Below are 11,450 nucleotides of genomic sequence, written 5' to 3' on the forward strand. Positions count from 1 at the left end.
GGTAATCTATCGAGTCATGCTGGATATCCGCCGTCTGCACATGCTCAGGACCGTCGCCGCCCGCGGCTCCATCGCCGCGGCCGCCCAGTCACTGGCGTTGTCCGCCGGTGCCGTGTCCCAGCAGCTGTCCGCGCTGCGGCACGACGTGGGGGCCGATCTGCTGCGCCCCGACGGGCGAACCGTGGCACTGACGGAGGCGGGTCGGGTGCTCCTCGAACACGCCGACCGGATCCTCGCCGCCGTGCAGGAGGCCGAGAGTGCCGTCGCAGCGGTCAAGGGCACGGTCGGCACCACCGCCACGCTCGCCGCGTTGCCGTCGACCGTCGCCACGATCGTGGCCCCCGCGCTCACCGCACTGGGCTCACACCACCCTCAGCTCACCGTGACCTGCCTTGTCACCGACCAGGCGCAACTGCGGGAACTCACGCTCGGCACCGTCGATGTGGTGCTGGGACAGCGCTATCACCACCTGCCCGACACCGCACCCCGGGGCATCGAGGTCTCGCCGCTGCTCGACGATCCGCTGCTCGTCGTCACCGCGGCCGGCCAGGCCGACGAGCGGCCCGTCGTGCTGCGGGAACTGGCCACGCACAGCCTCGCCGTGCCGCCGCCGACCACGGACTGCGGGCAGGCCATCCTGCACGCCTGCCACCAGGCCGGCTTCACACCCACGACGCGCTACGTCACCGCCGACATCGCCGCGCAGCTCGCCCTCGCGCGGGCCGGCCTCGCCACCGCGCTCGTCCCCCGGACGGCCATCGACCCGGCCACACCCGGAATCCGCACGGCGCCCATCGAGGACCGCCCGATCCTGCGCCTCCTGTTCGCCGCGAACCGTCACACCGAGACCGCGAACCCGACCACCACAGCCGTCATCGCAGCGCTGCGCACCGCCGCGCGGCAGGGTCGCGCCACGCACCTCCCGGGACAGAACATCTAGGACAGGCCGTCGAGCGGCCGGAGGAAGCGGCGCTCGTACCGCTTGATGCAGCGGGTGTCACGAGCCAGTTCGAACGCTTCCTGGCACTCCGCGTCGGACATGCTGTCCGTGCGGTACTGCTCGTACGCGGCCAGGCTGGGAAAGGAGAAGAGGGCGTAGGCGATGTCGCTGTCGCCCTCACTCGGCAGGAAGTAGCCGTGGTGCGTCCCGCCGAAACGGTTGACGAGCCGGACCCAGCGGCGACCGTACTCCTCGAAATCCTCGAGCTTGTCAGCGTCGACCTCGTACTTCAGATGAATGGTGATCATGCCTGCATGATGCCGTGTGACGGTTCGGACTTCGTGAGCAGCACCAGGGGGTCACGCGGCGAGGGAAAGGCCGAGCCGGGCGAGGTGGCTGACACGGGTGCGGTCCAAAGGATGCCCGCTCCACCAGGCGTCGAGGCGGATCAGGTTGAGCGCGACAGCGGCGAAGACGTGCTCGAGGTGGGTCTTTCGCAGGCCGCGGTAGCGGGCGCGTCTCATGCTGCACCCGCTCGAAGGCAGGCCGGCGGCTTCCTCCCACACGGCCAGCTCGCCGTCCAGTGCGGTCGCACCCGGCAGCTGCGCGGCGCCGGCACGATCTCCGGGAACGAGGCCGTTCCATATCGAGTGGCCCGTTGTTGCTCGTGTGGGCAAGCTGACCACGTGACGTCGATGAACCGGCCTGAGGGGTAGGCCCGTCACCGGCGTGTCCGGCGACCTAGGGGCTTTCGCCGGCGGGCGGGGCACGGCGCTCAGCCCGGGCGTCAGCCGGTCAGGTGGGTCACCACCGAACGCATGGCGTGGCGCAGGGCCGGACGAGTCTCCTCGGGCGCATCGATGGTTTCGAAGCCGTGGTGGCCGTTCGGGACGTCGACCAGTTCCAGGTGCGCCCCGCAGTCCTTGGCCGCGGTCACGAACTCCTCCACGGTGGCGGCGATCTCGGGTGTCTCTTGCCCCGCACGGAGGAGGACGATGGGCAGGGGACCGGCGTGCGTGACCGCCCGGGCGGGGCGGAACCGGCTGCCGGTCAGCGCCCAGTTGGGCAGCGGCGCCAGGATCGGGTAGGAGGCGGCCAGGCAGCGCAGCCAGGCCGGGGGTTTCGTCAGCCAGTGCGCGGTGAGCAGGCCGCCACCGGAGAAGAACCACAGGGCGACCCGGTCGGCGTCCACTCGGGGATCGGCGCGCACCAGTTCCACCGCGGCGGTGACGTCCGCGGTGGCGCGCTCGTAGTCGGCGATGTCGTGCAGCCGGTGGTCGAGGGTCACGCCGACCATGCCCTCGGCGGCCGCCAGGCGGGCGTATCCCACCAGGGTCGGCCAGTCGCGCGGGGTCGGCCGGGCCCCGGCGGGGACCGGGCCGCCGTGCACGAAGACCACGGCCGGTCGCGGGCCCTCGGCGTCGGGGACGTACAGGTCGACATGTCCCTTGCGGTCCCGGGGCAGCTCGGGCACCTCCAGCGGGAACGGGCGCAGATGGGCGGGCGGCGCGCCGCCGCCGGCCGGTCGCAGGCGGCGCCCCTCGCCGGCCGCGGCGCGCAGCAGGACGGCCGCCAGTTCGGCGGGGCAGGACAGCATCGGCCAGTGCCCAGTGGGCAGTTCGAAGAAGCTGGTCTGAGGGTCGGTCAGGGCCGCCAGCATCGGGTCGCCGAAGTCGACGAGCCGCTGCACCAGGTCGACGCTGACGCCGTTACGGGTGCACAGCACCCCGGTGGTGGGCACGGCGGCCACCGCCCCAGACAGCCGCAGAGGCTGGAGCAGGGTGCTCAGCGGCTGCGGCGCGGCAAGGGCGGTGAGTCGGTCCAGTGCCGCGTCGGAGACGCCGGCGGTACTGCCCCAGCGCTGCCACTCGTCACGGGTCGGCGGCGCCAACTCGCCCTCGGCCTCACCGCGTTGGGCCCGTTCGGCCAGCTGCGCGCGCAGGGTCTGGTCCGGTACGGCGGCCAGGGCCGGGACGCCGTTCTGCGGCATCCCGCAGTCCAGGTACACGACGCGGGCGACGCGCTGTGGCCGCCGGTCGGTGGCACCGAGCACCGGGTGGATGCCGTAGTCGTGACCGACGAGCACGATCTCCCGGCCGGGCACCGCGTCCACCGCGTCGATCACCGCGATCACGTCCGCGATGTGCGTCTCCAGATCGACGCTGGCTGACGTGGTGGGGCGGTCCGCGTCGACTCCGGTGAGCGGGACCGCGTGCACTTCGCTGCCCGCCGCGGCCAGCCGCGCGGCCGTCTCCTGCCACACATGGGTGCCGGTGAACACGCCCGCCACCATGATGAACACGGTCATGGCCCTCTCCTTGGGTCCGTAACATGACGTCGCGCCGGTCGCGCCGGTCGCGCACGCCGTGGTCCCGCGGACCGGGGACTTCGCCGGGCCCGCGCGCCGGTATCGTAGGAACTCCCCCAGAGGGAGGTTCAACTGTCCACGTCGCACGAGGATCTCTGGAGCATCGGCGAGCTCGCCGAGCGGGCGGGTGTCACCGTGAAGACCGTCCGTTTCTACTCCGACCGGGGTCTGCTGCCTGAGGCCTCCCGCAGCGGCGGCGGGCATCGCCGGTACGGCCCCGAGGGGTTGGAGCGGCTGCGGCTGATCCGCTCCCTGCGCGCCCTCGATCTGCCGCTGCCCGAGGTTCGCCGGGTTCTGGAGGACGAGGGCGCGGAGGGCGGGGTGCTGGAGGACGCCGTCGCGGGCCGGCTGCGCGAGCTGGGCAGTGAGCTGAAGGCGTTGCGCTGGCGGGAGGCGGCGCTGCGGCTGGTGCGTGAGTGCCCACCCGCGAAGCGGGCCGACCGGCTGCGGCTGATCGGCGCGGTGAGCAGCCCGCCGAGCACGGCACCGCTGGCCCGGTTCTGGCGTGGCTGGCTGCCGCCGCGGATGCCGGCCCGGGCGACGGCGGCGTTTCTGGAGGTGGCCGTTCCGCAGCCGCCCGACGAGCCGGACCCGGCGCAGGTGCTCGCCTTCGCCCAGCTGCACGCGATGACGACAGCCCCCTGTCCCGCCGGCCGGCAGCCCCAGCCGGAGGTGCACCGGGTGGCCGGGGCCCGCGGGGCGGCCGTGCTGTACGCGGGCCTCGCCGAGGCGTACGAGCTCGCGGGCCCGCAGCTGCGCCGAGCACGGGATCCGTTCCCGGGTGAGGCGCTGGACGCCTACGTGGCGGTGCACGCGAGCGTGTACGGCAGCCGGGACACCCGGGAGTTCCGCCGCCTGCTGGCCGCGCGGCTCGCGGCCGGGCCGCGTCTGGACCGGTACTGGGAGCTGACGGCCGTGGTGCTCACGCCGCCGGGCGGCCGGGCGGAGCCGACCCCGGGCTCCGCGGACGACTGGCTGCGCGCGGCACTGGAGCGGGACAACGCCAAATCGGCGTAGACAGCTACCTGTTCTGTTCCGACGGTCTGCCCAGCGTCGTGCCGACCGAGGATATCCGCGGGTGCTCTCCGAGATCCCGGAGCCGAGCAGGCCGTCGACTAACTCATCACCTCGCCAACGGTTTCGGCAGCGCAAACCCGCCATCGATGCCGGATCAGCGGGCGGGTTTCTCCCAGGTCAGCGAGTACCGGCGCAGCACATGTCGGCGGTAGCGCACGCCGGGCAGCAACCGCCGGGCAGCAGACCGTACCTGCCCATAGCTCATCTGCGGGTCGGCGACCGGCATGCCCTGCGGGCCGCGCGCGCGACGCAGCACCTTCGTGATCCGCACGATCGGGGCAGCGGCGATCAACGCCGCCCACTCCGTCACGCTCGCCTCGCGGGCCAGACCGACCACCACCAGCGTGCCGCCCGGCCGCAGCAGCTCACGCATGCGGACGAGGGCCGCCTCGAAGTCCATGTGATGGATCGTGGTCACCGAGCAGACGAAGTCGTACTCCGCACCGGGAAGTTCCGCGGTGAGGAAGTCTCCCTCGACGAAGGTGAGTTGCGGGTGACGGGCGGCGGACTCGCGTGCACAGGCGATCATGTCCGGCGACTTGTCGATCCCGGTGACGTGTTTCGCCCGCCCGGCAAGCTTCCGTGCCAGCAGCCCGTCCCCGCAGCCAACGTCCAGGGCATCGCCGCACCCCTCGGGAACAGACCGGAGGATGCCCGGGTGCCGGGCAACGTTGGTGTTCCAGTACGGCTCTGCGGCGGGCTGGCGCATCGGATCATCGTAGAGGCCGGTTATGGCCTGCCGAGTGCACCCGACGGATTCCACCGTCCCCATGGGGAGTCGTGATCGCAGGGATGGGGAATTAGGTGACGCTGATCATGCTGATCATGCTGATCATGCTGATCGTGGGGAATTGCCTGACCGTCGACACCCCGACAACGCCAGCTGCGTGGTCGCCGACGTCCTTGGCCGCGTAGGTCTCAACCGAGGCCGCTCCTCGATGGGTTCCGGCAGCACTCTGCAATTACTCTCCGTGCCGGCACTGTCCCGGCAGCGCTTGTGAAGCCCGATTCAGGGCTCGGACAGGCCGGTGGCTTGATGCCCTGCGTGAGCGGGAGCGGGAGCGGGAGTCCTTGGGCCCGTCTCCGCCCGGGGTGGACGAGTTCAGTCCGTTGAGGCCCGCACCGCGTCGTCCCAAGCGTGGGGGCTGCGGTAGTGGTTCCTGTGTCCTTCGGTGAGCACGGAGCGGAGTTCCGGGAGATGTGGGGTGTCCGCGGGGAGTTGCAGGCGGGCGAGGAGAGCGAGTGCGGCCGTCGGCTCCAGGTCGCCGTAGACGTCGTGGTAGCCGGCCAGCAGCCCCTCGAAGAGCGGCACGTGTAGTGCGGGGAGCCGTACGACGGTGTCGTACGCCTTCTGCTTCACGAGCCAGGGCACGGGGCCCGAGCAGGCCAGAACCCGGCTGGCACGGCGGAGGAGGGCGTCCGATCCCTCCGCAACGACGTGGTCGATGTCGTTCCCAAGGACCTCGGCGAAGGCCGTCGCGGTGGTGTCGCGATCCTCGAACCAGTCGACCCAGAGGGAGTAGCTGACGGCCTCGGCATCCCGCTCCGCCTCCAGTCGTCGGCGATAGCCGTCCCACAGGACGTCGGCGGGCAGCGGCCCCTGCGAACCCCGGTCCGCGAACCGGATCTCGCACGTCACCCAGTAGTCGTCGAGAAGATCCAGCATCCCGAAGGCCAGCCGCGCCTGCTCGGCCACGTCCATGCTCTCGTCGGTGAACACCTCGCCGGCCCAGGAGTGCGCGATCTCGTTTGCGGTGAACGGCCGCTCCGGCCCCTCGGCGCCGACCCACTTGCCACCGACCTCGACAACGCCCCGCTCGGCGAGCCAACGCCGCGCGTCCTTCAGGGCTTGCGTCTCCATACGAAAAGTATGACAGCCGTGGGGCAGCGTCCGACCGCTATGTGTGACTCCCGAACTCGGTTGTGGCACAGATCTTTGGGGACCGGTCGCGGAGGGTGATCCCGGACCTTCGCAGAGGCGAGGCGGTCAGGTGGTTTGGAGTCGGAAGTGCAGCAGGTCGGTGGCATCAGCAGGGGCGGGCTTGCCGTCCGGATCGGTGACCGCGGTCACGACCAGGCCGGCGGTCGTGGCCAGCTTCTCGAACTGGTCCCGGGTGTACCAATGCATGATCCACGGGCGCTCTTCGATGGTGCTGTCAGAGCCGTGGTGCCGTTCGTAGCGTAGAAGCGTCGTCTGTATCCGGGCTGTCTCGTCGCGTTGCTCGGCGACGACGGATACCCGGAGCTCGGCGCCGTCGGGTGCGGCGGCCGTGCGCACCCGACCGATCTGTTCGGCGGCGGTCGGTGCGGGGGTGAACAGGGGCACCAGGGCGGTGCCGCCCTCAGCCAGGTGAGCTCGGATGCCGCGCAGGGCGGCGAGCGCTGTGGCGTCGTCGGGGAGCAGGGTGAAGGTCGGCCCGGCGAGGAAGATCGACCGGTAGCGACGGGGCAGGTTCAAAGCCTCCATGCGCTGGTGGAACACGGTGGCACGGGTGTTTTGTTCGTCTGCCCGGCGTCGGAGCCGCTCCAGCATGTCGGCGGAGGAGTCGACGCCGTCGACGTCCAGGCCGCGTCGGCGCAGTTCGAGTAGGGGCTCACCGTCTCCGCACCCCAGCTCCAGTGCCGGCATGCCGGCTTGCTGAATGAAGGCTGCGTAGGGTTCGGGGTCCTGGGAGAAGGACTTCAGCGGTCCGTAGATCTCCGCGACGATGCCGGTGTAGAAGTCAGATGGGTCCACGCTCGGCACCCTACGCAGCCCCGTCCGTACGTTCACTCGAATATTGAGGGTGGGTCACTGCAAAAGGATCATCTTGCGGAGCAGTTCAAATCCCGCTCGCCCGTAGAGATGCCTCTTGATCTTTTTTGATGCGGCTCACGGCGCCTTCGGTGCCGCCGGAGCTCCATGCGGGGTGAGTCCGGCCGTCACCGCGTCGAGGTCCCGGAGCAGGTGGGGTGCGAAGCGGGTGGGCCCGGCAGCTGACCTGCCGTCAACGGTCGATCCAGGCAGGGAGCGTGGGACCGAGGCGGTGGGCCGTCATCTCGCCGAAGTCGCGGACATGCCCTGCGGCGGCGTCCAGCTCGGGCAACGGGCCAGGACGCCCTTCCGCGCGGCGCGGTGACGCGCAGGGTAGCGAGGTAGGCGCGGACCATCTGATAGGTGACGGGGGGCGTTCTCGGCGAGGAGCTCACGGTGCAGGAGGGTGACATTCGAGCAGCCTGCGGCGAACCGCGTTTACGGGCAGGGCTTTTAAGGGTCCAGCCTGCTGAACCGGGGGCGGTTCTCGCGGAGGGGGTCCTGCCAGTGCGCGGCGCGCGCGTGGCGCAGCACGTTGTTGAGCCCCCAGCCCAGGTGCCGGGCGATCGCCCGGCGCGAGTGGCCCTGTGCGGCAGCTCATGGGCCAGGTCGTGCGCGGCGTTCTTACGCTGAGCCCGCCTGGCGACCGGCTCACGGTCGGCAGGCTCCGAGCCGTCCGGCGGAGTGTCGGCGCTTGTCGTCTTGAGCTGTGCCGGTGCTCGTAAGCACTCCCCGTGAGCGGCGAGGCAGGTCTCCACGGCTCGGCCGAGGCCCTGCCACAGGTGAGCCGAAGGCGGCGGTCACCGTCTCGACGTCTACGTCGTCGATCCCGCCGAACACGAGAGAGTCCCAGAATGATGCGTAGGCCTGCATGACCAGTACCGTCACCGGCCACAGCGGAGGACCGTTCGCGCCGAGCGCGAAGAAGACGCTGGACCTCGCCCTGCGCGAGGCGCAGCAGCTGCACCACACCTACATCGGTACGGAACACATCCTGCTCGCCCTGGTCAGGGAAGGCGACGGCGTCGGCGCGAAGGTGCTTGCCGAGCGGATCAATCCGATCAGCAAGATCCGTGCCGCGGTGCTGGCATCACTGGAGGGGTCGCAGGACGTCGCGGCCGGTCCATGGCCGACCGGCACACCTGCCACCGAGGACACCGTGTCCACCGCCAGCGCGCTGGCTCGGTGGCGCACCGGTCGGCAGCCATCACCTGCTTGAGGCGATGCTGCGGGCGGAGAACAGCATGGCGGCCAGGGTGCTGCGCGAACTCGGGGTCGACCCGGACGCGGTCGCCGCCAAGATCGACGAACTGGATCCGCAGACGACCACGGACGCAAACCCGGAGGAGGCCACCGCGCGCAAGATGGAAATCCGGCTGGTCGACGATGAGGTGCACCTGATCCTGCGGGACCCGACAACGGTCACGATCGCCAAGAAGGTCACCGAGTTGTCCGGCGGCCCTATCCAGGGCGTCGGGCCGGTGGCCGGCATGTTCGTCCCGCTCTGGCGGTCGACCAACCAGCTGCTGCTGCAGATCCAGCGCGTACTGGAACCAGAACCCGAAGAAGAGGGCGGATCCGCCGCGAGCAACCTGGCCAAGGTCGTGCGCACGGTGCTCGCGCCCCGGCTCCGCCGGTGAACCGGCTGATCAACGGGCCGGAAACGGTCGGTGGGACGGGACAGGACGGGACAGGCGAGGACGGGGGCATAGTGAGCGGCGATGCGCCGGCGCCGTTCCCGCCGGCGAACAGGGCGTGGTTCACAGGCGCGTTCGCCGCGCCCACCGAGCCTGCCGAGCGGCTCAACGCCCGGCTGTACGAACTGGTCGCCGAGCCGGCCGAGGCCGGCCGGCAGACCAGGTTCCCTTGGGTTCCCGGCCGAGGCGATCGGCGAGTCCGGGATCGCGTTCGGCGCCCCACCGGTGGCGGCCCACGCGCACCACGGGTCGATCTCCCGCGAGCAGGCAATACGGCGAATCGGAGGCAACCATGACCACCACCACCACCATCACCATCGTCGGAGCCGGACTGGGCGGCCTGGCCCTTGCCCGTGTGCTGCACGTGAACGGCATCGACGCCGTCGTGTACGAACGGGAATCGTCGCGCAGCGCGCGCGGTCAGGGCGGCATGCTCGATCTGCACTCCGGGACCGGGCAGCGGGCGCTGCGCGAGGCCGGCCTGATCGACCAGTTCCACGCGATTGCCCGTCGTGAAGGCCAGGACCTGCGACTTCTCGAGCCGGACGGCACCCTGCTGCTGCAGGAGGATGCGCCCGACGACGCCCCGCTCGAGCGACCTGAGGTCGACCGTGCCGATCTGCGCAACCTGTCTGCTGGACTCCCTCCCCGAACACGCGGTGCGCTGGGGGCATGCGTGCGAATCCGCCGACAGTGGCCTGCTGTACTTCACCGACGGCAGCAGTGCGACGTACGACCTGCTGGTCGGCGCCGACGGCGCGGAGTCCCGGGTCCGCGCACTGCTCACCGACGCCCGACCAGCGCACACCGGCCAAAACGTCGTTGAGCTCGGTATACCCGACATCGACCGCACCCACCCCGACCTCGCGGCGATGGTCGGGCGCGGCAACTACTGGGTGCTCGGCAACGGACGATCCCTGTCGGCACAGCGCAACGGCGACGGCCGCGTACGCATCTACCTCAGCTTCTACAACACCGCCGAGGACTGGTTCGCGACCATTGGGATCCCGTTCGGCGACCCAGCCGCCGCCAGGGTGCGGCTGATCGAGCTGTTCACCGGCTGGGACTCACGGTTCACCGCACTGATCGCAGCCTGCGACGACACGGTCCTGCCGCGGTCGATCACCTCTCTCCCGGTCGGCCTGACCTGGCCGTCGAGGCCAGGCGTCACGCTGCTCGGCGATGCCGCGCACCTGATGCCGCCGGTGGGGCAGGGCGCCAACATGGCGCTGCTCGACGGCGCCCTGCTCGGCCTCGCGCTGGCCGCGCACCCGGACGACTTTCCCGCCGCCGTCAAGGAATACGAACGCGAGATGTTCGAACGCACCAGCGCTGCCGGCCGACAGTCCGCGCACGTCCAGGAAATCCTGACGTCGCCCGACGCCAGCCAGAAGATGCTTGCGTTCTTCCAACCTGGCTGAAGGTGACCGAATACGGCCAGGCAACCGGCCGCTCAGCCAGCGAGCTCACCCGCGGTTCAGGTCCCTCGGTTGTCTCAGGGGAGGTCACGCAGGTAGATGACGTGCGCTGTGGTGGAATTCAGAGCTTGCGCGACGTGCGCGACGGAGAAGTTGCCGACGGGTTCGGCCTGGTGGAGTCGGGCAACGGTGACGCTGTCCGGGTCAGGTCCCGCAATTGGAGACGCCGCAGGCTGGGGGTGTTGCGTGAGACCCAGCGTTGCGCGTGCGTGATATCGGGAGTGTGGTCAGCACCCCGTCAGGCGGGTGGAGGCTTGGATTGCGGTGGTGTTGCCGACCAGCAGGCAGGCGACGGGCGAGGAGTTCGTCCGGCCTGGCGGCGGGGGAGGGGGCAAAGAACCGGACCGTACCGTCACCGCTGCCGGTCGTCAGGGTCCGGCCGATCTGACGGTGGGTGGCCGCGTCCCACAGGCGTACCGAGCCGTCGTACGACGCCGTGGCGAGAGTCTTGCCGTCCGGGCTGAGGGAGACGTCGACGACACGATTGGTGTGGCCGGGCAGGATGGCATGACCCGGCCGGGCCGCCGCGGCCGACAGACCGTAACGGGAGGCGGCGGAAGGGTGGAAACGCCAGGCCGCGAGGCTCCGCAGTTTGGCGGCCGTAGGGTCACCGTGGCGCCGCCGGCATCTGATCCTCTGCCCTGCCCCTGACCCCACAGTGAGTGGTGCTGCTCAGTCAGGTACTTGCCCGCCGCACGCGGAGGCGGGTGCGGTAGCTGAGACCTCCGAGGGCGAGGCCGGCGGCGCCGAACACGGCGCTCAGCAGCCACTCCAGCAATCCGCTGCCACCGTCGGGCTCGAACGTCGTCGTCTCCTCGATCCAGACCGGCACTACGGCGGCCAGGACCGCGAGTACCGCACTGATGCCGGCGAAGATTGCCTGGAGCCGCGCTCGCCGGGTGAGCCTCGCCTGTTCGGGTGCTGGGCCCATACAGATCCCCCGCTCTCTGGTGCGGTGATTGTAACGGTCAGTAGAAATATATGTACATAAAATCACCATCGATCATGCGTTCAGGAATAGACTCCCCGCTGTCGCACCGCGTGGTCTGGTGGACGGAGATGCGATGTCGCGCTCACCCAGGCGTGCCCCCGCCGC

The 11,450-nt window shown here is 70.5% G+C and carries 11 protein-coding genes and 2 pseudogenes; 5 read left to right on the forward strand and 8 right to left on the reverse strand.

The genetic code is table 11. The features are described from left to right. Nucleotides 1–16 precede the first annotated feature (16 nt). The gene (locus ADK57_RS17955; protein ID WP_053750483.1) at nt 17–940 is read left to right on the forward strand and encodes a LysR substrate-binding domain-containing protein; all 924 of its coding nucleotides are present in this window, start codon (nt 17–19) and stop codon (nt 938–940) included. Here the strand turns inward: ADK57_RS17955 and ADK57_RS17960 are convergent. The 3 genes from ADK57_RS17960 to ADK57_RS17965 form a co-directional block, all read right to left on the reverse strand. Further along, nucleotides 937–1,248, reverse strand: a complete 312-nt coding sequence (locus tag ADK57_RS17960) for an NIPSNAP family protein (RefSeq protein WP_053750484.1) — start codon at nt 1,246–1,248, stop codon at nt 937–939. The genes ADK57_RS17955 and ADK57_RS17960 overlap by 4 nt on opposite strands. 51 nt (nt 1,249–1,299) lie before the next feature. Beyond that, the gene (locus tag ADK57_RS52000) at nt 1,300–1,617 is read right to left on the reverse strand and encodes a transposase (protein WP_159050094.1); all 318 of its coding nucleotides are present in this window, start codon (nt 1,615–1,617) and stop codon (nt 1,300–1,302) included. A gap of 110 nt (nt 1,618–1,727) precedes the next feature. Beyond that, on the reverse strand, nt 1,728–3,248 hold the full coding sequence (locus tag ADK57_RS17965) for an alpha/beta fold hydrolase (RefSeq protein WP_053750485.1): 1,521 nt from the start codon (nt 3,246–3,248) through the stop codon (nt 1,728–1,730). A gap of 132 nt (nt 3,249–3,380) precedes the next feature. Between ADK57_RS17965 and ADK57_RS17970 the strand changes: the two genes are divergently transcribed. After that, entirely contained in the window at nt 3,381–4,325 is a 945-nt protein-coding gene (locus ADK57_RS17970; protein WP_053750486.1) for a MerR family transcriptional regulator, read from the forward strand. 154 nt (nt 4,326–4,479) lie between these two features. Here the strand turns inward: ADK57_RS17970 and ADK57_RS17975 are convergent, their stop codons facing one another. The 3 genes from ADK57_RS17975 to ADK57_RS17985 all read right to left on the reverse strand — a co-directional run bounded on the left by ADK57_RS17975 (nt 4,480) and on the right by ADK57_RS17985 (nt 7,122). Then, the gene (locus ADK57_RS17975; RefSeq protein ID WP_053750487.1) at nt 4,480–5,094 is read right to left on the reverse strand and encodes a class I SAM-dependent methyltransferase; all 615 of its coding nucleotides are present in this window, start codon (nt 5,092–5,094) and stop codon (nt 4,480–4,482) included. 393 nt (nt 5,095–5,487) lie between these two features. Continuing rightward, nucleotides 5,488–6,246 (reverse strand): hypothetical protein, encoded by a 759-nt coding sequence (locus ADK57_RS17980; protein ID WP_053750488.1) that lies wholly within the window; start codon nt 6,244–6,246, stop codon nt 5,488–5,490. A 126-nt stretch (nt 6,247–6,372) separates the two neighbouring features. Continuing rightward, nucleotides 6,373–7,122 (reverse strand): class I SAM-dependent methyltransferase, encoded by a 750-nt coding sequence (locus ADK57_RS17985; RefSeq protein WP_053750489.1) that lies wholly within the window; start codon nt 7,120–7,122, stop codon nt 6,373–6,375. Between the two features lie 961 nt (nt 7,123–8,083). On the opposite strand from ADK57_RS17985, the pseudogene ADK57_RS52460 reads away from it, so the two are divergent. From ADK57_RS52460 to ADK57_RS17995, 3 genes and pseudogenes are all read left to right on the forward strand, one after another. Then, a pseudogene (locus tag ADK57_RS52460) lies at nt 8,084–8,222 on the forward strand (Clp protease N-terminal domain-containing protein); the annotation flags it as partial. 201 nt (nt 8,223–8,423) lie between these two features. Continuing rightward, complete coding sequence (locus ADK57_RS51280; RefSeq protein ID WP_234390271.1) at nt 8,424–8,819, forward strand: hypothetical protein; 396 nt, start codon at nt 8,424–8,426, stop codon at nt 8,817–8,819. A gap of 349 nt (nt 8,820–9,168) precedes the next feature. Then, a pseudogene (locus ADK57_RS17995) lies at nt 9,169–10,297 on the forward strand (FAD-dependent oxidoreductase). 201 nt (nt 10,298–10,498) lie between these two features. Here the strand turns inward: ADK57_RS17995 and ADK57_RS47545 are convergent. Both ADK57_RS47545 and ADK57_RS18000 read right to left on the reverse strand, forming a co-directional pair. Next, the gene (locus ADK57_RS47545; RefSeq protein WP_078973192.1) at nt 10,499–11,011 is read right to left on the reverse strand and encodes a WD40 repeat domain-containing protein; all 513 of its coding nucleotides are present in this window, start codon (nt 11,009–11,011) and stop codon (nt 10,499–10,501) included. A gap of 19 nt (nt 11,012–11,030) precedes the next feature. Beyond that, nucleotides 11,031–11,285 carry a hypothetical protein gene (locus ADK57_RS18000; protein WP_053750490.1) on the reverse strand — a complete coding sequence of 85 codons (255 nt, stop codon included), beginning with the start codon at nt 11,283–11,285 and terminating at the stop codon, nt 11,031–11,033. Between the last annotated feature and the right edge of the window lie 165 nt (nt 11,286–11,450).

It is taken from the genome of Streptomyces sp. MMG1533 (assembly GCF_001279775.1).
GTDB lineage: Bacteria > Actinomycetota > Actinomycetes > Streptomycetales > Streptomycetaceae > Streptomyces.

Bases quoted from the DNA above. Each gene is read 5' to 3' on its own strand.
- ADK57_RS17980 (WP_053750488.1), bottom strand. From the start codon at position 6,246: ATGGAGACGCAAGCCCTGAAGGACGCGCGGCGTTGGCTCGCCGAGCGG.
- ADK57_RS17975 (WP_053750487.1), bottom strand. From the start codon at position 5,094: ATGCGCCAGCCCGCCGCAGAGCCGTACTGGAACACCAACGTTGCCCGG.
- ADK57_RS17960 (WP_053750484.1), bottom strand. From the start codon at position 1,248: ATGATCACCATTCATCTGAAGTACGAGGTCGACGCTGACAAGCTCGAG.
- ADK57_RS17955 (WP_053750483.1), top strand. From the start codon at position 17: ATGCTGGATATCCGCCGTCTGCACATGCTCAGGACCGTCGCCGCCCGC.
- ADK57_RS51280 (WP_234390271.1), top strand. From the start codon at position 8,424: ATGGCGGCCAGGGTGCTGCGCGAACTCGGGGTCGACCCGGACGCGGTC.
- ADK57_RS18000 (WP_053750490.1), bottom strand. From the start codon at position 11,285: ATGGGCCCAGCACCCGAACAGGCGAGGCTCACCCGGCGAGCGCGGCTC.
- ADK57_RS17965 (WP_053750485.1), bottom strand. From the start codon at position 3,248: ATGACCGTGTTCATCATGGTGGCGGGCGTGTTCACCGGCACCCATGTG.